Annotated in this window: 24 protein-coding genes and 2 tRNA genes; 14 read left to right on the forward strand and 12 right to left on the reverse strand. The window is 74.3% G+C overall.

What is annotated here, in order from left to right:
• Positions 1-128: 128 nt before the first annotated feature.
• The 7 genes from ACFQ8Y_RS12385 to ACFQ8Y_RS12415 all read left to right on the forward strand — a co-directional run bounded on the left by ACFQ8Y_RS12385 (position 129) and on the right by ACFQ8Y_RS12415 (position 8,744).
• The gene (locus tag ACFQ8Y_RS12385) at positions 129-1,364 is read left to right on the forward strand and encodes an extracellular solute-binding protein (RefSeq protein ID WP_430564872.1); all 1,236 of its coding nucleotides are present in this window, start codon (positions 129-131) and stop codon (positions 1,362-1,364) included.
• Positions 1,364-2,941 carry an ABC transporter permease subunit gene (locus ACFQ8Y_RS12390; RefSeq protein WP_430585629.1) on the forward strand — a complete coding sequence of 526 codons (1,578 nt, stop codon included), beginning with the start codon at positions 1,364-1,366 and terminating at the stop codon, positions 2,939-2,941. Before ACFQ8Y_RS12385 ends, ACFQ8Y_RS12390 begins: the two co-directional genes overlap by 1 nt.
• Entirely contained in the window at positions 2,941-3,870 is a 930-nt protein-coding gene (locus ACFQ8Y_RS12395) for a sugar ABC transporter permease (RefSeq protein ID WP_430550045.1), read from the forward strand. The genes ACFQ8Y_RS12390 and ACFQ8Y_RS12395 overlap by 1 nt, the downstream gene beginning before the upstream one ends.
• Positions 3,871-3,974: 104 nt before the next feature.
• Positions 3,975-4,613 (forward strand): hypothetical protein, encoded by a 639-nt coding sequence (locus ACFQ8Y_RS12400; protein WP_430585630.1) that lies wholly within the window; start codon positions 3,975-3,977, stop codon positions 4,611-4,613.
• Between the two features lie 52 nt (positions 4,614-4,665).
• A complete protein-coding gene (locus tag ACFQ8Y_RS12405; RefSeq protein WP_430585631.1) occupies positions 4,666-6,591 on the forward strand; it encodes a glycoside hydrolase family 13 protein in 1,926 nt (641 codons plus the stop codon).
• Between the two features lie 25 nt (positions 6,592-6,616).
• Positions 6,617-7,375, forward strand: coding sequence for a metallophosphoesterase family protein (locus tag ACFQ8Y_RS12410; RefSeq protein WP_430585632.1), 759 nt, complete (start codon positions 6,617-6,619; stop codon positions 7,373-7,375).
• Positions 7,376-7,451: 76 nt separating this feature from the next.
• Positions 7,452-8,744 (forward strand): deoxyguanosinetriphosphate triphosphohydrolase, encoded by a 1,293-nt coding sequence (locus ACFQ8Y_RS12415; protein ID WP_430585643.1) that lies wholly within the window; start codon positions 7,452-7,454, stop codon positions 8,742-8,744.
• An 18-nt stretch (positions 8,745-8,762) separates the two neighbouring features.
• Here ACFQ8Y_RS12415 and ACFQ8Y_RS12420 read toward each other — a convergent pair whose 3' ends face one another.
• Entirely contained in the window at positions 8,763-9,221 is a 459-nt protein-coding gene (locus ACFQ8Y_RS12420) for a VOC family protein (RefSeq protein ID WP_430585633.1), read from the reverse strand.
• A gap of 92 nt (positions 9,222-9,313) precedes the next feature.
• Here ACFQ8Y_RS12420 and ACFQ8Y_RS12425 point away from each other — a divergent pair, with 92 nt between their 5' ends.
• Both ACFQ8Y_RS12425 and dnaG read left to right on the forward strand, forming a co-directional pair.
• The gene (locus tag ACFQ8Y_RS12425; protein WP_430585634.1) at positions 9,314-10,282 is read left to right on the forward strand and encodes a helix-turn-helix domain-containing protein; all 969 of its coding nucleotides are present in this window, start codon (positions 9,314-9,316) and stop codon (positions 10,280-10,282) included.
• A 10-nt stretch (positions 10,283-10,292) separates the two neighbouring features.
• The gene (dnaG, locus tag ACFQ8Y_RS12430; protein WP_430585635.1) at positions 10,293-12,236 is read left to right on the forward strand and encodes a DNA primase; all 1,944 of its coding nucleotides are present in this window, start codon (positions 10,293-10,295) and stop codon (positions 12,234-12,236) included.
• Between the two features lie 16 nt (positions 12,237-12,252).
• On the opposite strand, the gene ACFQ8Y_RS12435 is transcribed toward dnaG, so the two are convergent.
• The 3 genes from ACFQ8Y_RS12435 to ACFQ8Y_RS12445 all read right to left on the reverse strand — a co-directional run bounded on the left by ACFQ8Y_RS12435 (position 12,253) and on the right by ACFQ8Y_RS12445 (position 14,428).
• The gene (locus tag ACFQ8Y_RS12435) at positions 12,253-12,789 is read right to left on the reverse strand and encodes a GNAT family N-acetyltransferase (protein ID WP_430550038.1); all 537 of its coding nucleotides are present in this window, start codon (positions 12,787-12,789) and stop codon (positions 12,253-12,255) included.
• A gap of 47 nt (positions 12,790-12,836) precedes the next feature.
• Positions 12,837-13,604 (reverse strand): alpha/beta hydrolase, encoded by a 768-nt coding sequence (locus ACFQ8Y_RS12440; protein ID WP_430585636.1) that lies wholly within the window; start codon positions 13,602-13,604, stop codon positions 12,837-12,839.
• 188 nt (positions 13,605-13,792) lie between these two features.
• Positions 13,793-14,428, reverse strand: a complete 636-nt coding sequence (locus tag ACFQ8Y_RS12445) for a TetR/AcrR family transcriptional regulator (protein ID WP_430550036.1) — start codon at positions 14,426-14,428, stop codon at positions 13,793-13,795.
• Between the two features lie 69 nt (positions 14,429-14,497).
• Here ACFQ8Y_RS12445 and ACFQ8Y_RS12450 point away from each other — a divergent pair, with 69 nt between their 5' ends.
• Entirely contained in the window at positions 14,498-15,682 is a 1,185-nt protein-coding gene (locus tag ACFQ8Y_RS12450) for an FAD-dependent monooxygenase (protein WP_430585637.1), read from the forward strand.
• Positions 15,683-15,686: 4 nt separating this feature from the next.
• Here ACFQ8Y_RS12450 and ACFQ8Y_RS12455 read toward each other — a convergent pair whose 3' ends face one another.
• Entirely contained in the window at positions 15,687-17,135 is a 1,449-nt protein-coding gene (locus ACFQ8Y_RS12455; RefSeq protein WP_430550034.1) for an MDR family MFS transporter, read from the reverse strand.
• Positions 17,136-17,257: 122 nt separating this feature from the next.
• Between ACFQ8Y_RS12455 and ACFQ8Y_RS12460 the strand changes: the two genes are divergently transcribed.
• Positions 17,258-18,214 (forward strand): nucleoside hydrolase, encoded by a 957-nt coding sequence (locus ACFQ8Y_RS12460; RefSeq protein ID WP_430585638.1) that lies wholly within the window; start codon positions 17,258-17,260, stop codon positions 18,212-18,214.
• A 55-nt stretch (positions 18,215-18,269) separates the two neighbouring features.
• On the opposite strand, the gene ACFQ8Y_RS12465 is transcribed toward ACFQ8Y_RS12460, so the two are convergent.
• The 6 genes from ACFQ8Y_RS12465 to ACFQ8Y_RS12490 all read right to left on the reverse strand — a co-directional run bounded on the left by ACFQ8Y_RS12465 (position 18,270) and on the right by ACFQ8Y_RS12490 (position 20,473).
• Positions 18,270-18,342 (reverse strand) — tRNA-Asn (locus ACFQ8Y_RS12465).
• A 52-nt stretch (positions 18,343-18,394) separates the two neighbouring features.
• Positions 18,395-18,907 (reverse strand): hypothetical protein, encoded by a 513-nt coding sequence (locus tag ACFQ8Y_RS12470; protein WP_430550032.1) that lies wholly within the window; start codon positions 18,905-18,907, stop codon positions 18,395-18,397.
• Positions 18,908-18,968: 61 nt separating this feature from the next.
• Positions 18,969-19,382 (reverse strand): PLD nuclease N-terminal domain-containing protein, encoded by a 414-nt coding sequence (locus tag ACFQ8Y_RS12475; RefSeq protein ID WP_430585639.1) that lies wholly within the window; start codon positions 19,380-19,382, stop codon positions 18,969-18,971.
• Between the two features lie 51 nt (positions 19,383-19,433).
• Entirely contained in the window at positions 19,434-19,895 is a 462-nt protein-coding gene (locus tag ACFQ8Y_RS12480) for an ATP-binding protein (RefSeq protein ID WP_430585640.1), read from the reverse strand.
• A gap of 63 nt (positions 19,896-19,958) precedes the next feature.
• Positions 19,959-20,291, reverse strand: a complete 333-nt coding sequence (locus ACFQ8Y_RS12485; RefSeq protein ID WP_430585641.1) for an STAS domain-containing protein — start codon at positions 20,289-20,291, stop codon at positions 19,959-19,961.
• Between the two features lie 108 nt (positions 20,292-20,399).
• Positions 20,400-20,473: transfer RNA gene (locus ACFQ8Y_RS12490), tRNA-Ile, on the reverse strand.
• Positions 20,474-20,540: 67 nt separating this feature from the next.
• On the opposite strand from ACFQ8Y_RS12490, the gene ACFQ8Y_RS12495 reads away from it, so the two are divergent.
• Positions 20,541-20,918 carry a DUF488 domain-containing protein gene (locus ACFQ8Y_RS12495; RefSeq protein ID WP_430585642.1) on the forward strand — a complete coding sequence of 126 codons (378 nt, stop codon included), beginning with the start codon at positions 20,541-20,543 and terminating at the stop codon, positions 20,916-20,918.
• Here the strand turns inward: ACFQ8Y_RS12495 and ACFQ8Y_RS12500 are convergent.
• Positions 20,882-22,063: an acyltransferase family protein gene (locus tag ACFQ8Y_RS12500; RefSeq protein ID WP_430550027.1), complete on the reverse strand. Its 1,182-nt coding sequence runs from the start codon at positions 22,061-22,063 to the stop codon at positions 20,882-20,884. The two genes, ACFQ8Y_RS12495 and ACFQ8Y_RS12500, sit on opposite strands and share 37 nt — an antisense overlap.
• An 81-nt stretch (positions 22,064-22,144) precedes the next feature.
• Between ACFQ8Y_RS12500 and def the strand changes: the two genes are divergently transcribed.
• Together def and ACFQ8Y_RS12510 are read left to right on the forward strand one after the other, a co-directional pair.
• Entirely contained in the window at positions 22,145-22,630 is a 486-nt protein-coding gene (gene def, locus ACFQ8Y_RS12505; RefSeq protein ID WP_430564856.1) for a peptide deformylase, read from the forward strand.
• Positions 22,631-22,801: 171 nt separating this feature from the next.
• Positions 22,802-23,302, forward strand: a complete 501-nt coding sequence (locus ACFQ8Y_RS12510; RefSeq protein WP_429732474.1) for a DUF3145 domain-containing protein — start codon at positions 22,802-22,804, stop codon at positions 23,300-23,302.
• Positions 23,303-23,369: the final 67 nt, after the last annotated feature.

The raw sequence follows: 23,369 nt of genomic DNA on the forward strand, positions 1-23,369 counted from the left end.
CGCGTTGCTGAAAAGTTATCGCAAGATCTTGCATACCGCTGCAACGGTCCGTACGTTGTGGGCATCAAGGGCCCCGCGACGAGAGCGCCGCGTGGGCCGTCCACCGATGACAGCTGGGAGTAACCACGATGCGAAGGAGCATCCTTCTCGCCTCGGCCCTGGCCACCACCCTGGCCCTGACGGCGTGCGGCAGCGGCGAGCCGAGCGGCGACTCGAGCGCCGACGCGGACGCGAGCGCCAAGCCCTCGGCCTCGGGCTCGCTGACGGTCTGGGTCGACGAGACCCGCGAGGCCGCGGTGACGACGGCCGCCGAGGCGTACGAGGCGGAGTCCGGCGTCGACGTCGAGATCGTCCAGAAGAACTTCGAGGACATCCGCGCCGACTTCCTCGCCCAGGTCCCCACGGGCGAGGGCCCCGACATCACCGTCGGCGCCCACGACTGGCTCGGCGAGTTCACCGCCAACGGTGTGGTGGCGCCGATCGAGCTCGGCGACAAGGCGGGCGACTTCATCCCGGTCTCGGTGCAGGCGTTCACACAGGACGGCCAGGTCTACGGCCTGCCGTACGCCATCGAGAACATCGCGCTCATCCGCAACACGGAGCTCGCGCCCGAGGCCCCGACGACCTACGACGACATGGTCGCCGCGGGGAAGAAGGCCGACACCAAGTTCCCGTTCCTCATCCAGTCGGACGGCGACAAGGGCGACCCGTACACGTACTACCCGTTCCAGACGTCGTTCGGCGCGCCGGTCTTCGAGCAGAACGACGACGGCTCGTACCGTCCGGAGCTCGCCCTCGGCGGCGAGAACGGCGAGGCGTTCGCCACGTGGCTCGGTGAGCAGGGCGAGGAGGGCAACCTCAGCATCGACATCTCCTACGACATCGCGGTCGAGGCGTTCGCCAAGGGCCAGTCGCCGTTCGTGATCGGCGGCCCGTGGATGCTCGAGCAGTTCAAGGACCTCGACCTCGCCGTCGACCCGATCCCGGCGCCGGGCGACCAGCCCGCGCAGCCGTTCGTGGGCGTCCAGGGCTTCTACGTGAGCGCGCAGAGCAAGAACGCCCTGCTCGCGAACGACTTCCTCGTCAACTACATGTCGACGCCCGAGGCGCAGACGGCGCTGTTCGAGGCCGGCGGCCGCCCGCCGGCGCTGGTCGAGGCCGCGGACGCCGCGTCCGAGGACCCGCTGGTCGCGGGCTTCCGCGAGGTCGGCGCCTCCGCCGTGCCGATGCCGTCCATCCCGGAGATGGGTTCGGTCTGGTCCTTCTGGGGCGTCACCGAGGCGAGCATCATCTCGGGCAAGGCCGACGACCCGGTCAAGGCCTGGAACAAGATGGTCTCCGACATCGAGGGTGCGCTCGGCTGATGTCGCGTGCCCGCTACAAGGGCGCCGAGGCCGGCTCCGGGACCTTCTCCGGAGCCGGCTTCGCCGTCAAGCTCGTGCTCATCGCGCTCGTGGACGCGCTCGGCGTCTTCGGCGTGCTCGCCGCGTGGCGTGCCGGGTCGTGGGGGATCCTCGCGGCCATGGTGGCGCTGCTCGTCGCCGCGAACTGGGTGTACTTCACCAAGCGCGCCCTGCCGCTGAAGTACATCCTGCCGGGGCTGGCGTTCCTGCTCGTGTACCAGGTGTACGTCGTCGGCTACACCGGCTACGTGGCCTTCACCAACTACGGCGACGGCCACAACTCCACCCAGGAGCAGGCGGTCGACGCCCTGCTGGCGCAGAACGAGCGCCGCGTCGAGGGGTCGCCGGCCCTGCCGCTGACGGTCGTGGAGAACGGGGACGGCGAGCTCGGTTTCGCCGTCGTCGAGGACGGTGCCGCGGAGGTCGGCAGCGCCGAGGAGCCGCTCGCGGCCGCCCCCGACGCGACGCTCGACGGCGGGACCGTGACCGAGGTGCCGGGCTGGACGGTGCTGGACCGCGCCACCGTGCTCCAGCGGCAGGACGAGGTCACCACGCTGCGGGTGCCGGTGTCCGACGACGCCGCCGACGGCTCGGTGCGCACGCAGGACGCCCGGACGGGCTACGTCTTCCAGCCGGTGCTGGAGTACGACGAGGCCGCCGACACGATGACCGACACGTCGACCGGCGTGGTGTACACGCCGAACGACGAGGGGCAGTTCGAGTCCGCCGACGGCGAGACGCTGCCCGTCGGCTGGCGCGTGACGGTGGGCTTCGAGAACTTCGCGACGGCGTTCGGCGACGAGCGGTACGCGGGACCCTTCGTCAAGATCCTGCTGTGGACGTTCGCGTTCGCGGTGCTGTCCGTGGTGACGACGTTCGCGCTGGGCATGTTCCTGGCGATGGTCTTCAACGACCCGCGGCTGAAGGGGCGCAAGGTCTACCGGACCCTGATGATCCTGCCGTACGCGATGCCGGGGTTCCTCGCGGCCCTGCTGTGGTCCGGCATGCTCAACAAGAGCTTCGGCGTCATCAACCAGGTGCTGCTGGGCGGGGCGGCGATCCCGTGGCTCACCGACCCCTGGCTCGCCAAGCTGTCCGTGCTCGGGGTGAACCTGTGGCTCGGCTTCCCGTACATGTTCCTCATCTGCACGGGTGCGCTGCAGTCGCTGCCGGGCGACGTGTACGAGGCCGCGCGGATCGACGGCGCCGGCAAGTGGCGCACGTGGCGCTCGATCACGATGCCGCTGCTGCTCGTGGCCACCGCGCCGCTGCTCATCTCGAGCTTCGCCTTCAACTTCAACAACTTCACCCTGATCAAGATGCTGACGGGCGGCGGGCCACGGTTCGACGACGCGTCGGTGCCGCTGGGGCACACGGACATCCTCATCTCGATGGTCTACAACGTGTCCGGGCTCGACGGGTCGGCGCCGCGCGACTACGGCCTCGCGAGCGCGCTGTCCATCGTGATCTTCGTGGTGGTCGGGGTCATCTCCGCCATCGCGTTCCGCCAGACCCGCAAGCTCGAGGAGCTGAGCTGATGACGACGTCGACCGACCGCGCGAGCTCGCGCCGACGGCCCGCGGCGACGGGCGCGGGGGAGCAGGTGCTGCGGCACCGGATGAAGCCGGCCCGCTGGGCCCGGGAGCTGGGCTGGCGGCACGTCGTCGGCGTGCTGGCGGTGCTGTACGCCGTCTTCCCGATCGTCTACGTCGTGTCGGCCTCGCTGTCGCCCTCCGGCACCCTCACCGGGTCGAACCAGTTGTTCGCGCAGGTGAGCGGCGTGAACTACGCCGAGCTGGGCGACACGAAGTTCTGGACGTGGATGGGCAACACGCTCGTCATCGGCGTCGCGACGGCCGTGGGCACCGTGCTCATGGGGGCCGCGGCGGCGTACGCCTTCTCGCGGTTCCGGTTCGCAGGCCGCCGCCTGGGCCTGACGTCGCTGCTGATCATCCAGATGTTCCCGCAGATGCTCGCGTTCGTGGCGATCTTCCTGCTGCTCATCTCCCTCGGGGAGGTCGTCCCGGCGCTGGGCCTGAACTCCAAGCTCGCGCTGATCTGCGTCTACCTCGGCGGCGCCCTGGGCGTGAACACGTTCCTCATGTACGGGTTCTTCAACACCGTGCCGCGGGAGCTCGACGAGGCGGCCAAGATCGACGGCGCCTCGCACGCCCAGGTGTACTGGACGATCATCCTGCGCCTGGTGACGCCCATCCTCGCCGTGGTGGCGCTGCTGAGCTTCATCAGCACGTTCGGCGAGTTCATCATCGCCCGCGTGGTGCTCCAGTCGGAGTCGAACTGGACGCTGGCCGTGGGGCTGTACGGCTGGGTGTCGTCGCTGCTCGAGGCCAACTGGGGCCTCTTCGCGGCGGGCGCCGTGCTGTCGGCGATCCCCGTGCTCGCACTGTTCCTCTTCCTGCAGAAGTACATCGTGGGGGGCCTGACGGCGGGCTCCGTCAAGGGCTGAGGCTTCCACCGGCCGACGGCCGCCACGAGGTTCGCGCGGATCGACCTGCGATCCACCCGCGATCCTTGTGGCGGCCGCCACAGCGCGGTCCTAGCCTGGGCGTCATGACCGACGACTCGCGCTCCTACTCCCCGGACCTCGCGCGTCTCACCGACGCCGCCGACGACTCGTTCTCCGTGCGCCGCGCGTACGGCGAGCCCTACCAGCACGAAGGTCAGCTCGTCATCCCCGTCGCCAAGGTGTGGGGCGGGATCGGCACCGGTTCCGGCGGGGGCGCCGGCAACGGCTCGGGGCACGGTGCGGGCACGGGCTCCGGCAGCGGGTCCGGGCGGGGGACCGGATCGAGCTCCGGCGAGGGCTCGTCGCCGGGCTGGCGCCGCTCGTTCACCGTCGGCTCGGGCGGTGCCGACGCGGCCGCGCCCACGGACGACGCGGGCGCGACGCCCGCGGGCGAGGACCCCCGCGGCGGTGGTTCCGCGCACGGCGAGGGCTCGGGCGAGGCCCAGGGCGACGCCAAGGGCGAGCTGCAGGGCGAGGCCCACGGCGAGGGGCACGGCGAGGGCGGTGGCGGCGGCGGGGGCTACGGCCTCCGCGTGAAGCCGCTGGGCGTCTTCGTGGTCTCCGCCGAGGGCACCCGCTACCACCCCGTGCTGGACCTCAACAAGGTGATCCTCGGCGGTCAGCTCGTCGGGATCGCGATCGCGCTCGCCGCCGGGTGGGCGATCGGGCGCCGCCGCCGCTGAACCGTCCTCGCGCCGGTCGGCGGCCCGCCCGCCGAACCGACGAGAGGACGACATGACCACCACCACGACCGCGTCGACCACCGGGCCCGCAGCGCGGCCCGCCCGCACGCTGCTCGACGCCCCGCACCACGACGGCTCCGCCCTGTTCGCCCCGACCACGACGCCGGCGCTGGGCGACGAGGTCACCGTGCGCGTGCGGGTGCCGAAGGGCGCGGCCGTGCGCGACGTCCGCGTCCGGACCGTGCGCGACGGCGAGCCCCGCCTGCTGCCCGCCCGCCGCGACGGCGGCGACGCGCACGAGGACTGGTACGCGGCCGACGTCGTCGCGCACCACCCGGTGACGTCCTACCGCTTCTTCCTCGACGTGCCGGGCGGCTACCGCTGGCTCGACGGCCGCGGCGTGCACGACCGCGAGGTGCCCGACGCCGCGAGCTTCCGGCTCAGCACCCACGCCCCGGCGCCGGCGTGGCTGCGCGACGGGCTCGCCTACCAGGTGTTCCCCGACCGGTTCGCGCGCTCCACCGCGGCGGACGGCCGGCCGACGCCGGAGTGGGCCGTCCCCGCCGCGTGGGACGACGAGCCCGCGGGCTCCGGCCCGCTGGCCGGCACGCAGCTCTTCGGCGGCGACCTCGACGGCGTCGTCGGGCATCTCGACCACCTCCAGGCGCTCGGCGTGCGCACGCTGTACCTGACACCCGTCTTCCCGGGCCGGTCGAACCACCGGTACGACGCGGCCACCTTCGACCAGGTCGACCCGCTGCTCGGCGGCGACGCGGCGTACGCGCGGCTCGCCCGCGCCGTGCACGCGCGCGGGATGCGTCTCATGGGCGACGTGACGACCAACCACACCGGCGAGGGGCACGAGTGGTTCGCCCGCGCGCTCGCGGACCCGGCGTCGCCCGAGCGCGACCTGTACCTGTGGGACGACGGCGGGCCGGACGTCGTGCGGCCCGACCGGTCCGGGGGCGGCGGCGACCCGTACGTCGGCTGGCTCGGGCACGGCTCGCTGCCGAAGCTCGACTGGGCGGCCGACGAGACGTGGCGGCGCATGGTCACGGGGGACGACGCCGTGATCGCGCGGTACCTGCGCGAACCCTTCGCCCTCGACGGCTGGCGGGTGGACGTGGCCAACATGACCGGGCGGCGGGGGAGCGCGGACCGCACGCACGCCGTCGCGCGGGCGCTGCGCGCGCGCATCCTCGCGGAGCGGCCCGACGGCGCGCTGGTCGCGGAGCACTTCCACGACGCCGCCGGGGACCTGGCCGGCGACGGCTGGCACGCGAACATGAACTACGCGGGCTTCACCCGCCCCGCCTGGTCGTGGCTGGTCCCCGCCGGGTCCGACGTGCCGTTCCTCGACCTGCCCGTGCCGGTGCCCCGCCGCCCGGCCGCCGCGATGGTGGAGACGATGCGCGAGGTCGCGGCCCTGGTGCCCTGGGGCGTGACGGCCACGCAGTGGAACATGCTGGGCTCGCACGACACCCCGCGGCTGCGGTCGATCGTCGGCTCACGGGAGCTGGTCGAGGTGGCGGCGACGCTGCTGTTCACCTACCCGGGGGCGCCCGTCGTGTTCGCGGGCGACGAGGTCGGCGCCACCGGCACCAACGGTGAGCACGCCCGCGCGACGATGGCGTGGGACCAGGCCGCGCACGGCGGCCCGCGGTGGGACACGGCCACGCTGGACGTCTACCAGCGCTTGTCCGCGCTGCGCTCGGCGTCGGCGGCCCTGCGCGACGGCGGCCTGCGCTGGGCGGTGGTGCACGACGACGCCGTCGCCTACCTGCGCGAGACGCCGGACGAGCGCGTGCTCGTGGTGCTGGCCCGCGCGCCCTGGCCCGGCGTGCGCCTGCCGGGCCACCTGCTCGCGCCGGGCGCGGAGCCGGAGGTGCTGTACGGCGGCGTCGCCGTCCGCGCGACCGCGGACGGCCTCGACGTCGCCGGCGACGGGCCGGGCGTCGCCGTCGTCCGGCTCGCCTGACCGCTGGTCTGGCAGCATCGCCCTCGTGCCCCGTGACCTGGACCGCATCGCCGTCCTCTCCGACGTCCACGGCAACCTCGGCGCGCTCGAGGCGGTGCTCGCCGACGTCGCCGCGCGGGGGGTCACGCGCGTGATCAACCTCGGCGACGACGCGGGCAAGGGGCCGCGGGGGAGCGCCGTCGTCGATCGCCTGCGCGAGGTGTGCGAGGCGGACGTCCGCGGCAACTGGGACGACTTCCTGCCGCGGCTCGACGGCGACGCGCCGCCGGAGATGGTGTGGTGGCGCGACGAGCTGCGCCCCGACCAGCTCGTGTGGCTCGGCGCCAAGCCGCTGAGCCACGACCTGCTGCTGTCGGGCCGGCGGGTGCGGCTGTTCCACGCGTCGGCCAGGAGCGTGCACACGCGCGTGCACTTCCACCACACGCCGGAGGAGTTCGCGGGGATGTTCGCCGCGACGGACCTCACCGGGCCGGGGCCCGAGCCCACGGTCGTGGGGTACGGCGACGTGCACGACGCCTACCTCGAGACCTACCGCGGCCGTGCGCTGTTCAACACCGGAAGCGTGGGCAACCCCCTGGACGACCCGACCCCGGTGTACGCGATCCTCGAGGGCGTGGCGGGCTCCCCGGAGCCGGGGCCGTTCGGCCTCCAGCACGTGCGCGTGCCCTACGACGTCGAGGCCGAGCTCGCCGTGGCGCGCGAACTCGGCATGCCCCGGTACGCGGAGTGGGAGCAGGAGCTGCGGACGGCGGTCTACCGCGGCCGGGCGGTCACGTCGTCCTGAGGTCGGGCGCGTCGGCGGCGATCGCTAGGCTGCCAGCGTGCAGACGTTCGAGCAGGGCGCGTTCGACGCCGAGGTGATGGGCCCCGCGGCGCACCCCGGTGTGCCGGAGGAGTGGCTCGGGTCGTACACCGACGCGGACACCGAGCGCTGGTACCCGGAGCCGCCCAAGTCGAAGCACCGCACGGCGTTCGAGCGCGACCGCGCCCGCGTGGTGCACTCCTCGGGCCTGCGCCGCCTCGGCGCGAAGACGCAGGTGCTGGGGCCCGGCAGCGACGACTTCGTGCGCACGCGGCTGACGCACTCCCTCGAGGTGGCCCAGGTGGGCCGGGAGATGGGGCGCGCGCTCGGCTGCGACCCGGACCTCGTGGACACGGCGTGCCTCACGCACGACCTCGGCCACCCGCCGTTCGGGCACAACGGGGAGCGCGCTCTCGCGGAGGTGGCGGAGGGCATCGGCGGCTTCGAGGGCAACGCCCAGACGCTGCGGCTGCTCACGCGGCTGGAGCCCAAGATCTTCGCCGGCGACGGCTCGCCCCGCGGCCTCAACCTCACCCGCGCGAGCCTCGACGCCAGCGTGAAGTACCCCTGGGCGTTCGGCGCCGGCCCGGCGCGCCCCGACGGCGCGCCCACGCCGAAGTTCGGCGTCTACCCCGACGACCGGCCGGTCTTCGAGTGGCTGCGCCGCGGCGCGCCGCGCGGGCGGGCGCGGTGCATGGAGGCGCAGGTCATGGACCTCGCCGACGACATCAGCTACTCCGTGCACGACGTCGAGGACGCGGTCGTGGGCGGCCGGCTCGACCTGCGGGTGCTGGACGACGCGGGCGAGCGGGCGCGCGTCGCCGCGCACGTGCGCGCCTGGTACGGGAGCTGGCACGAGCCGGACGCCATCGACGCGGCGCTGTGCCGGCTGCGCGACACCGGGTACCTGGTGACCGACTTCGACGGCTCGCGGCGGGCGCTCGCCCGCCTCAAGGACGCGACCAGCCAGCTCATCGGCCGGTTCAGCGGGGCGGCGCAGGACGCGACGCGCGAGGTGTTCGGCGACGGCCCTCTCACCCGCTACGTGGCCCGGCTCGTGGTGCCGCAGGAGACGGCCGACGAGATCCTCGCCCTCAAGGGCGTCGCGGTCGCGTACGTGATGGCGCCGCGCGAGTCCGAGCCGGTGTACGGCGCCCAGCGCGAGATCATCGCGGAGCTCGTCGACGTCCTGACGGAGCGCGCCCCGGACGCCCTGGAGGCGCCGTTCGCCGCCGACTGGCGGAGCGCGGCCGACGACGCCGCGCGGCTGCGCGTCGTCGTCGACCAGGTGGCGTCGCTCACCGACGTCTCGGCCCTGCAGTGGCACGACCGGCTGGTCCGCCGGGCCTGACGCGCTGCCCGACGAGCCTCAGCCCTGCTGCTGGGCCATCCAGGCGTCGCTGGCACGCTGCACGTCGGCGGCGGTGACGTCGTCGGCCACCTGGGCGAAGAACCACCGGTGCCCGGCCGGGCAGCGCACGGCGGCCTGCCGGAACCCCGGGAACCAGTCGCCGGGCTCCTGCGTGCTCGTCGCGCCCGCGGCGACCGCGCGGGCGTGCGCCGCGTCGGCGTCGTCCACGTTCAGCGTGAACGAGCCGGTGGTCCCGCCGTCGGCCTCGGGCGCCACCGCGCCGTCGGACGGGAACGCGGCGGCCACGGTGAAGGTCGACGACCCGGCGGCGGTGGAGATCCGCAGGTCGGAATGGATGATCGCGTCCCCGGCGGTGATGGTGTCCATCACCTCGGCGCCGAAGCCGGCGACGTAGAAGTCGATCGCGGCGCGCGGGTCGGCGACCGTGAGGTTCGGGTGCAGCGGTGACAGGTCCATGGTTCTCCCTCCAGCGTGCGTCCGGGCGGTCCCGGCGTGCGTTCCCCATGCTGGTGTCGGTGGGTGGGGGCAGTCTTGGAGGAATGCGACAGGTGTTCGAACCGGATGCGCTCGGGGCCGGTCCGCGGGGACCGACGGCGTCCACCCGAGGGCTGGTCGATCCCGCCGCGGCGCGCGGCGGGTTTGCGCTCGTGCGCCTGGACCCGGCGCCCGACCTGGCCGACCTCGTGGAGCGCCACTGGGTGGTCCGCTGGGACCTGCCGCCCGGGGCGGAGTTCACCCAGGTGGTGATCCCGCACCCGAACGCCAACGTGGTGGCCGAGGCCGAAGGGTTCGCCGTGTACGGGATCCCGGGCGGTCTGTTCTCGCGGACCCTGCGGGGGTCGGGCGCCGTGCTGGGCACCAAGCTGCGCCCCGGTGCGCTGCGGGTGCTGGTCGGCGGCGCCGGCGCGCTGCGACCCGGGCTCGTGGTGCCGGCCGGGGTCGCGCTCCCCGGCCCGCGGGGTCCGTCCGCCGCCGACGTCGAGGACGCCGGCCGCCGGGCGGTGGCCGCCGCCCGCGCGGGGGACGACACGGCAGCGGTCGCGGCCGTCACCCCGGTGCTGCGGGCCGTGGCGGCCGAGAGGCGCACGCCCCGGGCCGCCGTCGCCCTCGACCGGGTCGCCCGCGTGCTCGGCGCGGTGGTCGCGGGGGAGCTGGGCCCGGACGCCGGGGTCGCGGACCTCGCCGACCTGGTGGGCACGACGCCGCGCTCCCTGCAGCGACTGTTCGCCGACTGGGTCGGCGTCAGCCCCAAGTGGGTGCTGCAGCGCCACCGGGTGCACCTGGCCGCCGACCTGCTGGCGGCGGACCCTGGGCGCCCCCTCGCCGACCTCGCCGCCGCGGTCGGCTACTACGACCAGGCGCACCTGAGCGCGGACTTCGCGCGCGCCCTCGGGACGCCGCCGGCCACCTACGGTCGCCGGTGCGCCGCGTCGCGGGCGGCTCTCGAGCGCGCCCTGTCGCCCGCCGCCGACGGTCCGGCGGGGACGGCCGACCTGGTCGCCGCCGGGCGCGCATAGACTCGGGCCCGTGGCGGGACTGATCAAGCGCGAGGACGTCGAGGCGGTACGGGAACGCGCACGGATCGAGGAGATCGTCTCCGCCCACGTCACCCTCAAGCCCGCCGGTGTCGGCTCCCTCAAGGGGCTGTGCCCCTTCCACGACGAGCGCACGCCGTCGTTCCACGTGCGGCCGGGCGTCGGGCGCTGGCACTGCTTCGGCTGCGGCGAGGGCGGCGACGTCATCTCGTTCGTCCAGAAGATCGACGGGATGGGGTTCACGGACGCGGTCGAGTTCCTCGCCGACCGGGCGGGCGTGCAGCTGCGCTACGAGGACTCCCGCACCGGCGCGGCCGCCGACCGCGGCCCGCGCGAGGAGCCGGGCAGGCGGCAGCGCCTGATCGAGGCGCACAGGGTGGCCGCCGAGTTCTACTCCGAGCAGCTCTTCGGGCCGGGGGCGCAGGCCGGGCGGGCGTTCCTCGCCGAGCGCAGCTTCGACCGGGCCGACGCCGAGCACTTCGGCGTGGGCTACGCCCCGACGGGCTGGGACGCGCTGCTGCGCCACCTGCAGGGTCGGGGCTTCACGCAGGCGGAGCTCGTCGCGTCGGGGCTGGTCAGCCAGGGGCAGCGCGGTATCTACGACCGGTTCCGCGGACGCCTCGTGTGGCCGATCCGTGACGTCACGGGCGCGGTGATCGGCTTCGGCGCGCGCCGGCTGTACGACGAGGACCAGGGGCCCAAGTACCTCAACACCCCCGAGACGTCGCTCTACAAGAAGTCCCAGGTCCTGTACGGGATCGACCTGGCCAAGAAGTCCATCGCGCAGGGCAAGCGCGTGGTGATCGTCGAGGGCTACACCGACGTCATGGCCGCCCACCTGTCCGGGGTGGACTCGGCGGTGGCGACCTGCGGCACCGCGTTCGGCGGCGACCACGCCAAGGTGGTGCGCCGCCTGCTCGGCGACACCACGGCGGGCGGCGGGCTGCAGCTCGCGTCGGGGGCCTCCCTGGGCGGCGAGGTGATCTTCACGTTCGACGGCGACGCCGCCGGGCAGAAGGCCGCCGTGCGCGCGTTCGGAGAGGACCAGCGCTTCCACGCCCAGACCTTCGTCGCCGTCGAGCCCGGCGGGATGGACCCCTGCGAGCTGCGCATGTCCCGCGGCCCCGAGGGGGTGCGGGCGCTGGTCGACGGGCGGCAGCCGCTGTTCGAGTTCGTCATCCGCACCACCCTCGACACGTTCGACCTCGACACCGTCGAGGGGCGCGTCGGAGCCCTGCGCGCGGCCGCGCCGCTGGTCGCGGGGATCCGTGACCGGTCGATGCAGCTCGGGTACTCCCGCTCGCTCGCGCGCTGGATCGGCATCGACACGGAGGACGTCCGCCGCGAGGTCGCGCGGGCCGCGTCGTCGCCGTCGCGCGGCGCCCGTCAGGACCAGCGCCGGGACGCGCGCCCGGAACCCGAGGCCGCCCCGGCGACGCCCGTGCTCGCCGCGCCCGACCCGCGCGACCCCGTGGCCCGGCTGGAGCGCCAGGCCCTGATCGTCGTCCTGCAGTACCCGCAGCACGTGCCGGCGTCGTTCGACGAGCTCGGCGACGACGCGTTCGGCGTCCCCGCCTGGCGTGCGGTGCACGACGCCGTGCGCGCCGCGGGCGGCGTCGCGGCCGGCCGCGAGGTGGGCGGGGGCCGGTGGGTGGAGACCGTGACCGAGCAGGCGCCCGAGACGGTGGTGCCGCTGGTCACGGAGCTCGCGGTCGCGCCCGTGCCGGAGGACCGCGAGTCGGTCATCGGGGCGTACGTGGCCGACGTCGTGCGTGCCCTCGTGGACCTCGGCCTCACGCGCCGGATCGCGGACGCGAAGAGCCGCCTGCAGCGCCTCGACCAGGAGAAGGACCCGGAGGCCTACCAGCAGGCGTTCACCGACCTGCTCGCCATCGAGCAGCAGCGCCGCACGCTGCGGGAGCGCGGCGAGTCCTGACGTCCTGCCTGGACGGTCACAGACTCCGCGTCAGGAACAACGTGTCGCCGTGGACGTCGTCCGGCTCCACGCGGCCGGACGCCACGAAGCCCACCTTGGCCAGCACCCGCAGGGACGCGACGTTCCAGTCGCGGACGGTCGACCACAGGCGTCGATGACCCGACTCCCGCGCCCAGCCGACGACGGCCTCCGCCGCCTCCGTCGCGTACCCGGCGCCCCAGGTTCGCCGGAGCAGCTCGTAGGCCACCTCCGGCTCGTGGGGCCCGACGGCTCCGTCGATCAACCCGCAGTACCCGATCACGTCGCCCTCGCCCCGGCGTTCCACGGCCAGCAGGCCGAGCCCGGGCGCGCGGGAGCCGTCGCGGATCCACGCCTCCATCTCGTCGAGCGTGGGGCGGTCCGCCTCGTCGAGGCGGCGGTGCGGCGGGACGCGGGGGTCGCGCTCGGCCCACAGCTCGCGCTGGACGGCGGCCTCCGGGACGCGCCAGGGTCGCAGCCGCAGCCGTGCGGTCTCGAGCGCGAGCTCCGGCCCCCGTGCCGACAGGACTCCCATCCGCCGACCCTAGCGGCCGGCGGACGGGAGCCGGGTGTCGCGTCGGGTCACCTCAGGTGCCGGGCGAAGAAGCGTGCCGCGTCGTCGCCGGCGAACGCCGGGACGCCGGTGTGGCCGCCCAGGTTGGCCTGCAGCGTCTTCTCCGCCGAGCCGAGGGCGTCGAACAGGTCCAGGGCCGCCTGGCGGTCGTTGCCCTCGTCGTCCCACTGCAGCAGCACGTGCACGGGGATCGTGACACGTCGGGCCTCCTCGAACGTGGCCCGGGGGACGTAGCTCCCGGCGAAGAGCCCGGCGGCCACGAGGCGCGGCTCGACCACCGCCAGGCGGACGCCCAGGGCGATCAGCCCGCCCGAGTACCCCACGGGCCCGTCGACCTCGGGCAGGTCGAGGAGGGCGTCCAGGGCGGACTGCCACTCCGGGGCCGCCTGGTCGACCAGCGGGAGCACCAGGCGGTCGATGAGGTTGTCGGTGACCGGCTCGCCGGCCGTCAGCGCCCTCCGCAGGTCCGCGCGGGCCTGGTCGGCGCCCGGGAGCGGCGGCCGGTCGCCGTTACCGGGGCCCTCCAGGGCGACGGTCGCGATGCCGTCGGCGGCGGCGTGCAGCGCGCGTCCCGCGAGCCGCGGGTACATCCGGTCCAGGGCGAGCCCGCCGGGCTGGCCGAGCAGGATCAGGGGAGCGGGGTCCGCCGGCGTGGCGGACGCCGGCGTCCACAGCACGCCGGGGACGGCGTCGAGGGTGAAGCGGCGCTCGAGGACGCCGTCGTCGAGCTGCTGCTCGGCGGTGAAGGTCAGGGACGAGCTGGGTGTGGCGTTCATGGTCGTGCCTCTCGGGAGTGCTGGCGAACGGCGCTCCCGGGCGACCTATCGCCCGACCATGACTCCGCGGAGGAGCACCTGTGTCGATCCGTTCACGGGTACCACCTCCTTGCTCTGTCTCGCACGGCCTCCGCGAAGCTATCAGCGGGCGCGGCGCGAGCTCAACGAGTTTTCGGTCACGGGCACGGTCATGCCTGACCTGAAGGTGCGAGGCTGCCGTGCACCATGGCGCGGGCGAGGCGGCGGGTGGTGGCGGCGTCGACCGGGACGGCGCCGGTGACCAGCGTCAGCAGCGCCCCGCCGTAGAGCAGGACCAGCGTGGGCACGGCCGCCGGGTCGACGTCGAGGCCGGTGTCCGCGTGCATCGCCGCGGTGAGGTCGGACGACTGGGTCGCCAGCCCGGCGAGGGCCTCGGCGAGCGCCGGCCGGCGACGGGCCTCGAGCTGGAGCTCGGCGATCGCGAGGTAGCGGTCGCGGTGCCGGGTCGCGGCGTCGAGCAGCGAGGCGGCGAGGAGGTCGGTCATCCGCTCGAGCGTCTCGGCGCGGCCGTCCTCGCCGGCGAGCCGGCCGCCACCGAGCGGCTCGGCCGTCACGGACGCCTCCGTCGCGGCCCGGGCGTCGGCGAGGTGCAGCTCCACGATTCGCTGGGCCGTGGCGACCAGCAGCTCCTCGCGGCCGCGGAAGTAGTTCGCGGCGGTGCCGGCGGGAAGGCCGGCGGCGCGCTCGACCGACCGGTGGCTGAGGCCGTGGACGCCCGCGCCGACGAGCAGCCCGACGGCGGCGTCGGTCAGCGCGCGGCGTCGTTCGGGGTTGCTCCGGGGCACGGGCGCCAGTATGGCAAGATCTATACCACCACGCACGTAGTGGTATAGAGGCGGAAGATCGAGGACGGTATGACAGGGACGGCGATCGTGGTCGGCGGCGGGATCGGTGGGCTCGCCTCCGCCGTCGCGCTGGCGGAGGCGGGCTGGGGCGCGACGGTGCTCGAACGGGCGCACCGGCTGGGCGAGGTGGGTGCGGGGGTGGCGCTCACCCCCAACGCCGTGGCCGCCCTCGGCGGGCTGGGTCTGGACGGCGACGCCGTCGCGGCGATGGGCCCCCGCACCTGGGCCGCGGGCACGTGGGACGCGCACGGGCGGTCGATCCTGCGCCTGCCCGACGACCCGGCCGCGGACGCCGACACCGCGCTGCGCGGCGTGCACCGCGCGCGGCTGCACGGCGCCCTGCTGGAGCGGGCTCGCGCGCTCGGTGTCGACGTCGTGACGGACGCCCGCGTCACGTCCGTCGATGCCGGCGGCCCCGTCGCGCCGGCCCGCGTGCAGCACGCCGACCGCGCGGGGTCGGAGGTCGAGCGCGAGGCAGACCTCGTCGTGGGGGCCGACGGCGTACGCAGCGCGGTCCGTGCGGCGCTGTTCCCCGACCACCTCCCCGCGTACTCGGGGTTCTCGAGCTGGCGGGCCGTCGTCCCCGGGCTGTCCGCCGAGCCGAGCCTGCGGCAGTACTGGGGTGCGCGCGCGGAGTTCGGCTCGATGCTCGTCAGCGACGGCGCCACCTACTGGTACGGGTACGTGGCGATGCCGGAGGGCACGCGCCTCGACGACGAGCACGCGGCCGCCGTCGAGCGGTTCGCGGGCTGGGCGCCGGAGGTGCAGCACGTGATCGCAGCGACACCGCCGGGCGCGGTGATCCGCCACGACGTGCACCATCTGCCCGGCGGGCTGCCGCGCTACGTGCGCGGGCGCGTGGTCATGGTCGGCGACGCCGCGCACGCGACCCTGCCCACGATGGGCCAGGGAGCGGCCACCGCCCTGGAGGACGGCGTCTGCGTGGGGCGCATCGTGGCTGCAGGCGTGGCGTCCGGGCAGTCGCTCGGCGCTGCGCTCGCCGCGTACGACGCCGCCCGCCGCCCGCGCTGCCGGGCGCTCGCGCGGGCCTCGGTCGTGAGCGGCAGGTTCGGGTCGCACCTGGGGCCGCGCTGGCAGGGGGTGCGCAACGCCCTGATGCGCCGTACCCCGGCGTCGGCGGTCACCCGCGGCACCCGCGCCGTCATGGGCTGGACGCCGCCTGCCCTGCCGTGAGCGGTCAGGCGGCGGCCTCGGCGCGGGCGCGGCGCTCGCGGGCCTCCTGCAGGTCGGCGGGCATGAGCGCGGCGAGCACGACCAGCACCGCGGCCACGGCCACCAGGAGCACGAAGACGAGGTGGATCGCGGACATCAGCCCCGGGCCCACCGGCGTGCCGTCGGGGCCGAGGGTCGTGCGCGCGTTGACGATCGCGCCGCAGACGGCCACGCCCACCGCGGACCCGAGGGAGCGCGCGAACATGTTGGTGCCCGTCACGGCGCCCCGCTCGGTGAACGACGCCTGCGACTGCGCGGCGATGAGCGTCGGCACGGCCGTCAGGCCCATGCCCGCGCCGATGACGAAGCAGGCGCCCGCGACGGCGAGCACCGACGTCCCGGAGGCGAGCAGCAGCGTGAGCGACGTGCCGACCACGACGAGCGACGTGCCGATCACCGCGGTGTACCGGAAGCCGATCCGCAGGTAGAGGCGGCCGGCGTTGGACGCCGACAGCGGCCAGCCCACGGTCATCGCGGCCAGCGCGAAGCCGGCGACGAGCGGGCCGGTGCCCAGCACCGCCTGGGCGTAGATCGGTACGTAGGTGGACAGGGCGAGCACGACCACGCCCACGAGCAGCGAGACCGTGGTGGACACGCCCACCACCCGGCGGCGCAGGATGGCGAGGTCCACGATCGGGTGCCGGGTGCGGCGCGCCTGCACGGCGAACGCGGCGAGCAGCAGCACCGCGACGGCGAAGATCACGACCGACGGCAGCGAGCCCCAGCCCCAGCGCGTGCCGCCCTCGAGCAGGCCGAGCAGCAGCATCGTGCTGCCGCCCGCGAGGAGCGCGGCGCCGAGGTAGTCGATCGGCTCCCGCTCGCCGGTGCGTGGCGCCTCGTGGTAGCGGCGCGCCAGCATCCAGGCGGCGAGCGCGCACAGCGGGATGTTCACCCAGAAGATCCAGCGCCAGCTCGTGAACTGGGAGAACACGCCGCCGAGCGTCGGGCCGACGACGGCGGAGATCGCCCACACGGACGCGAGGTAGCCCTGCGTCTTAGCCCGCTCCTCCAGGGTGTAGATGTCGGCGGCGATCGTCATCGACACCGGCATCACGGCGCCCGCGCCGAGCCCCTGCACCACGCGCCCGGCGATCAGCACGCCCATCGTCGGCGCCGCGCCGGCGAGCACCGACCCGGCGAAGAACAGCGCCACGCCGGCGAGCATCAGCCGCTTGCGGCCGAGCACGTCGGCCAGCCGCCCGAACACCGGCGTGCTCACGGCCTGGGCGAGCAGGTAGGTGGAGAACAGCCAGGGCAGCTGGTCGAAGCCGCCCAGCTCGCGCGCGATGGTCGCCGACGCGGTGGCGATGATCGTCGCGTCGAGCGCGACGAGCGCCGTCGAGAGCATCAGGGACAGCAGGATGGGGCCGCGCTCGGAGCGCAGGCCGACAGAGGCATGACCGGTCGTGGGCACGTGAGGCACAAGCCGGGCGCCTGCGGCATGTATTCCCGAGGCGGCCGTCGACCTGGTCCGCCAGGGCTTCCGCAGGTCATGGGCCACACTGGGACCTCTCCCACGACCTGGAAGGACGCACCGTGACCACGCCCGCACCGCTGTACCTCGACTGCGACACGGGAGTCGACGACTCTCTCGCCCTCGCCTACCTCCTCGCGTCGCCCGAGATCCGGCTGGTCGGCATGGGGACCGTCAGCGGCAACGTCGACGCCCGGCGTGCCGCCACCAACACGCTGGACCTCCTGGCGCTGGGGGGCCGTGACGACGTGCCCGTCGCCGTCGGCGCGCACGACCCGCTGCGGGGCGGCTACGGGGGAGGGGCGCCGGGCGTCCACGGCCGCAACGGCGTGGGCGACGTCGTTCTCCCGTCCTCCGGCGGAGCGCCCGAGGCGGGGTCCGCGGCGGAGCTGCTCCTGCGCCTGTCGCACGAGCACGCCGGGCGCCTGCGCGTCGTCGCCGTCGGCCCGCTGACCAACCTCGCCCTCGCGCTGCGGGCCGACCCGACGCTCCCGGAGCGGGTCCTCGACGTGACGGTCATGGGCGGAGCGGCCCTGCACCCGGGCAACGTGTCGCCGGTCGGCGAGGCGAACATCGCGTGCGACCCCGAGGCGGCCGCCGAGGTGCTCGCCGCCGACTGGGACGTCACCCTGGTGCCGCTCGACGTCACGATGGCCAACCTGCTCGAGGAGACCGACCGCAAGGCGCTGCTCGAGGCGGGCACCGCGCTGGCCCCGTGGCTGGGCGAGGTGCTGGACCTGTACTTCGGCTTCCACGTGCCCACGTTCGGCCGCCGCTGCTCGGCGCTGCACGACCCGCTGGCCGCGGCAGTCGCGGTGGGCGGCGTGACCCCGACCGTGGCGCCGCGTGTGCCCGTGGTCGTCGACGCCACCGACGGCCCGGGCCGCGGCCAGACGGTGTGCGACCTGCGCGGCCGGTACGCCGGGTACCCCGACGTGCCCGGCGCGCGCACCCGCGTCGTCCTCGCCACCGACGCCCCGCTCGCCCCGCACCTGATGGAGCGCCTGCTCACCCTCTGACCGGGCACGACGAAGGCCCCTGTCCTGCGTCGCAGGTCAGGGGCCTTTCTCGCTGCTCCCGCGGTTGGACTTGAACCAACGACCGTCCGATTAACAGTCGGATGCTCTGCCAGCTGAGCTACGCGGGATCGCTCGGTCGTCCGGCACGTGGCCTTCGAACCGGGAAGAACATTACCAGGCTCACACGGGTAGTCCGGACGCTCCCCGGACCCTGGACTCCGTGGCGTCCACCACTCGGGCGACCCTCGGGTCGTCGAGGTCGACTCCCTGCCCGGCGACCGCCTGCGAGAAGAGCCGGCCGTCCGCGGTCCGCCGGACGGCGACCTTCACGTCGCCGCCGGGCACCGCGACCGTCTCGGCCAGCACCACGGACCACTGGACCCGCTCGCGCAGGGCCTGGGGGAACGAGGTGCGCTCGGCGTCCACGAGCCGCAGCACGGTGTCCGGGGCGGCGTCCACCCACTCGATCGCCAGCTCGGACCGCTCGGGGTCGAACACCCCGCGGTCGACGTCGCACCACGGGCGCCGTGCCACGGGGTCGCCCGTGCCCGGGCCGACGACGACCAGGTCGGCCGTCGTCGCCACGGCCCAGCGGTCGTCGGCGAGCTGCGCGGACGCGAGGACCCGCTCCCCGGGGGCCAGGGGGAGGGCTCGGCGGAGGTCGTCGGGGAGGGCGGAGCGGCGGAACCACATGGCGCCACCGTAGCGACCCCGCCAAGGACGTGCGGACCTGCTCGTCCGGGAGCCCAGCGGGTCAGCTCGCGGCGCTCTGCTCGTCGTCGCTCACCGGCCGGGCCGGCTCCTGCGCGGCCTGCTCGCGCTCGCGCTTGAGGCGTGCCTGCTCCACGAGCCACCGCATCTCGGGGTCGTCGTCGGGGTCGGCCGAGGCGGTCTCGTCGACCTCCCAGGTGCGCCGCCGCCCCGGGTACTGCGCGGGCGGCACCGGCCCGGCGGGGTACCCGGTCCGCGGTGCGGGGCGACGGTCGGCCCGGGTACGCCGGCTCACGACGATCCACGCGACCGACCCGGCGAACGGGAGCAGCAGGATGATGAGGATCCAGAAACCCTTCTGGATGCCGCCGCCGTCCTCCTCGTCGGACTGGACGACGTCCACGAGGGCGTACACGACGAGCGCGAGGTAGGCCAGCATCGGCAGCACACGGAGCATGGCCCGGGAGAATAGCGGTTCGCGTGCTCCCCGTCACCGCCTCTTCGCAGGTCAGCCCCGCTGGTCGCGGGGGAAGGTCGCCCACACGTGCTTCGCGGGGCCGGACGTGTACCACCCCACGTGGGCCGAGAGCCGTTCCGCGATGAGGAGGCCGAGCCCCCCGTGACCCGGGGGGCGGCCGCCGTCGACCCTCGGCACCCCGGCGGCGTCGTGGTCGACGACGTCGAGGAGCCAGGTGTGCTCGTCACGCAGCAGGCGGACGACGGTCGGCGGAAGGCCGTGCAGGAGGGCGTTCGTCGCCAGCTCGGAGGCGATCAGGACGATCTTCTCGGCGGTGTCGTGCATCGCGGTGGCTCCGTCGCCCGAGGACCCGACGATGCGGGCCAGGGCGGAGCGCAGCCTGCTGAGCTCGACGGAATCGGCGAGGACCCATTCCGCGACGGGGGCGTACCCGGTCGGCGGCGGTGCCATCGGCACGCCGGACACGACGGGCGGGTTGACGGTGTCGTCCAAGGACTCTCCTCCAGGAACCAGCGCGAGTTCGGGCGGCCGCCGGAGGACCGGCGGCGGGGTGGGTCAGGCGTCGTCGTCCCCGGAGTCCGGCGAGCCCTCGGTCTCGGCGAACCGGACGGTGTGCTCGAGCCCGGTGAGGGTGATGACGTCGCGGACGGCGGCCGGCGCGCCGACGAGCAGCGGCCCTTCCTCGGCGGTGCCCCCGAGGAGCAGCAGCCGCAGGCCGGAGGAGTCGAGAAAGGTGACCCGGCGGAGGTCGATCGTCTTGGGGTGTCCGTCCAGGGACGCCTTGAGCATGTCGCCGACGTCCTGTGCGACGGCGACGTCGACCTCTCCCCAGACGATCCAGGTGCCGTCATCGTCGTCGACGGTCGCACCGCCCGAACTGATACTCACGCATCCACCTCTGTCGATCTGTCATCGGCGTCGTCGTCTCGCGGTCGATCTCGCCCGTGCAGGGCCGATCCGGCCCCGCCGCCGCGGATGCGGTCCCGAGCGCGCGGGTGCCCCGTGCCGGACTTGAACCGGCGACCGATCGATTATGAGTCGACTGCTCTGACCAGCTGAGCTAACGGGGCGCGCGGCGAGCATACCGGCGCCGGGTCGCGGGGTGCGGCGCCGGGCCCGCCGCGGTGTCATGGGGGAGTGACCATCACCGTCAAGCGCGTGTACGACGACCCCGCCGCGGGCGACGGCGCGCGGGTGCTCGTGGACCGGCTCTGGCCGCGCGGGATCTCCAAGGATCGCGCCCACCTCGACCGCTGGAGCAAGGAGGTCGCGCCCTCGACGGACCTGCGGACCTGGTTCCACCACGACCCGGGAAGGTTCGAGGAGTTCGAGCGCCGCTACCGCGCAGAGCTCGCGGACAACCCGGAGGTTCCGGAGCTCGCGGCGCTGGGGGCCGGGGACCGGCGCCTGACGCTGCTCTACTCGGCGCGCGACACGGAGCACAACCAGGCGCTGGTGCTGCGCGACGTGCTCGAGGCCTACCTGGAGGACGCGGCGTCCGGCTCAGGGGCCTGAGCCCTGCGTGCCCCCCGCGCGCGGTGCCCGAGCGCGTGGCCGGCCCGCTCGAGGTCGCGTGCGACGGCGCGGCGCAGCCGCGGCCCGAGGGGCCGCTCGACGAACCGGTGCACGAGGTAGGCGACGCCGAGCATGACGACGGTGACGATCGCGAACGTGACACCGGCGGGCAGGTGGGGGCTGGTCTTGGCGATCATCCACTGCCCCCAGGACGAGTGCAGCAGGTACAGCGGGTAGGTCAGGGCGCCCACGACGGTGAGCCACCGCCACGACAGCCGGTCGAGGCGCGTGAGGGCGACCGCGGCGACGAGCGCGAAGCAGACGACGATCGCGACCCAGTACGTCTGCGGCCCGACCGTGACGTCGGTGCTGGTGGCGATCCGCAGGGACTGGCTGCGGCCGGACATCACGCCGGCGAGGGCGACGTTGAGGCCCAGGACGGACCACAGCACCAGCGAACGGCGTTCCTTGGTGAGCAGGAACAGCGCCATGCCGCCGGCGAACAGGGGCGCGTCGGTGCCGACCAGCACGGTGGACCACAGCGTGCTGCCGGACTGGACGGCGACGGCGGCGGCGACGGGCCACACCGCCGCGAACGCGACGAGGCGGTTGCGCGTCATCCCGAACGCGAGGAGCACCCCGACCAGCACGTAGAACCGCAGCTCGGCCCACAGGGTCCAGTAGACGGACTCGATGTCCTGGACGCCGAACGCCCGCTGGACCATCGTGAGGTTGGCGGCCGTCTCCGGGATCCCGACGTCCTTGTGCCCGGGGGCGACGACGACGAGCAGCAGCACGACGGCGGCCACGGAGAGCCAGTACGCGGGGAAGAGGCGCCCGACGCGGGACGCGGCGAAGGACCGCACGTCCCGGCCCCAGGCCGACATGAGGATGACGAAGCCGCTGACCACGAAGAACAGCTGGACCCCGAACGACCCGAACACGGCCAGCGGCTGGAGGTTCGGGAACGAGTCCTCGGTGCGGGCACCCCAGGCGGAGTGGTTCACGGCCACGTAGTGGTAGGCGAGTACCGCCATCGCGGCCAGGAAGCGCAGCCCGTCGAGCGCGGCCAGGCGTGGACGGCCCGTCGCGGGTGCGGCGGCGCGGCCCGGGTCGAGGGCGGGCGTCGTGGTTGACTCGGTCATCGGTCGTAGCATCGCTCGGCACGTTATCAAACCGTGATAATCGGCGCTCCCACCCGCCCACGACGTGGGAGAATGCGGGCCATGGCGATGCGAGAGATCCGGGTGCTGCCCGACCCCGTGCTGCGCACACCCTGCGACGAGATCACCACCGTGGACGACCGGGTCCGGTCCCTCGTGGAGGACCTGGTCGAGACCGTCGATGCCGACGGCCGGGCGGGCCTCGCGGCCAACCAGATCGGCGTGAGCCTGCGGGCGTTCTCCTGGAACGTCGACGACGAGATCGGCTACGTGCTCAACCCACGGATCGTGGACCTCTCGGAGGAGACCCAGGACGGCGACGAGGGCTGCCTGTCCGTGCCGGGGCTCTGGTACCCCACCACCCGCGCGTGGTACGCCCGCGTGGTGGGCACGGACCTCGACGGCAACGAGCTCGTCGTCGAGGGCACCGGCCTCATGGCGCGCTGCCTCCAGCACGAGTGCGACCACCTGGACGGCAAGCTCTACCTGGACCGTCTCGAGCGCACCGTGCGCAAGAAGGCCATGCGAGAGCTGCGCGAACGCCTCTGAGTTCCTCAAGGGGTGCTCAAGAGGACGCATGAAGTCTGCGTTTCCTCTCGCACCCCGGCTCGCCATCGGGCAGGATGTGTCAAGACGACACACCGTCGGAGCTCGCCGACCAGCAGGCCGACCGGTTCGAGGACGTAGGGGAAGACGGACCTCGGAACCAGGGAGGACAACATGGCTGGTGCGATTACCCGCGGTGTGCTGTTCGTGCACTCGGCACCCCGTGCGCTCTGCCCTCACCTCGAGTGGGCGGCGGGCAACGTGCTCGGGGGACGCGTGTCGCTGGACTGGACTGCCCAGCCGGCGGGGCGCGGTCTCTACCGTGCCGAGTACTCGTGGCAGGGCGCCCAGGGAACGGGTGCCCGGTTGGCCTCTGCCCTGCGGGGCTGGGACCACCTGCGCTACGAGGTGACGGAGGAGGCGAGCCACGGTGCCGACGGCGCACGGTGGTCGCACACCCCCGACCTCGGCATCTTCCACGCCATGACGGACGTGCACGGCAACGTCGTCGTCCCGGAGGACCGTGTCCGGGCCGCGATGGAGTCGGCGCACGACGGCCGCGGCGTGCGCGAGGCGCTCGATCTCGCCCTCGGCACCGCCTGGGACGACGAGCTCGAGCCGTTCCGCTACGCCGGCGCCGGCGCCCCGGTGCGCTGGCTGCACCGCGTGGGCTGAGCCCGGCGGGGGGAACCCTGCGCCGCACGACGGACGCGAACGACGACGCCCCGCCCCGGCAGTTGCC

The sequence above is a fragment of the Isoptericola sp. NPDC056605 genome (assembly GCF_042792795.1).
GTDB lineage: Bacteria > Actinomycetota > Actinomycetes > Actinomycetales > Cellulomonadaceae > Isoptericola.

Coding starts and splice junctions, on each gene's coding strand:
- ACFQ8Y_RS12395 (WP_430550045.1), top strand. CDS start 2,941: ATGACGACGTCGACCGACCGCGCGAGCTCGCGCCGACGGCCCGCGGCG.
- ACFQ8Y_RS12435 (WP_430550038.1), bottom strand. CDS start 12,789: ATGGGAGTCCTGTCGGCACGGGGGCCGGAGCTCGCGCTCGAGACCGCA.
- ACFQ8Y_RS12415 (WP_430585643.1), top strand. CDS start 7,452: ATGGGCCCCGCGGCGCACCCCGGTGTGCCGGAGGAGTGGCTCGGGTCG.
- ACFQ8Y_RS12385 (WP_430564872.1), top strand. CDS start 129: ATGCGAAGGAGCATCCTTCTCGCCTCGGCCCTGGCCACCACCCTGGCC.
- ACFQ8Y_RS12420 (WP_430585633.1), bottom strand. CDS start 9,221: ATGGACCTGTCACCGCTGCACCCGAACCTCACGGTCGCCGACCCGCGC.
- ACFQ8Y_RS12475 (WP_430585639.1), bottom strand. CDS start 19,382: ATGCTCCGTGTGCTGCCGATGCTGGCCTACCTCGCGCTCGTCGTGTAC.
- def (WP_430564856.1), top strand. CDS start 22,145: ATGGCGATGCGAGAGATCCGGGTGCTGCCCGACCCCGTGCTGCGCACA.
- ACFQ8Y_RS12400 (WP_430585630.1), top strand. CDS start 3,975: ATGACCGACGACTCGCGCTCCTACTCCCCGGACCTCGCGCGTCTCACC.
- ACFQ8Y_RS12470 (WP_430550032.1), bottom strand. CDS start 18,907: ATGTGGTTCCGCCGCTCCGCCCTCCCCGACGACCTCCGCCGAGCCCTC.
- ACFQ8Y_RS12390 (WP_430585629.1), top strand. CDS start 1,364: ATGTCGCGTGCCCGCTACAAGGGCGCCGAGGCCGGCTCCGGGACCTTC.
- ACFQ8Y_RS12510 (WP_429732474.1), top strand. CDS start 22,802: ATGGCTGGTGCGATTACCCGCGGTGTGCTGTTCGTGCACTCGGCACCC.
- ACFQ8Y_RS12440 (WP_430585636.1), bottom strand. CDS start 13,604: ATGAACGCCACACCCAGCTCGTCCCTGACCTTCACCGCCGAGCAGCAG.
- ACFQ8Y_RS12500 (WP_430550027.1), bottom strand. CDS start 22,063: ATGACCGAGTCAACCACGACGCCCGCCCTCGACCCGGGCCGCGCCGCC.
- ACFQ8Y_RS12450 (WP_430585637.1), top strand. CDS start 14,498: ATGACAGGGACGGCGATCGTGGTCGGCGGCGGGATCGGTGGGCTCGCC.
- ACFQ8Y_RS12405 (WP_430585631.1), top strand. CDS start 4,666: ATGACCACCACCACGACCGCGTCGACCACCGGGCCCGCAGCGCGGCCC.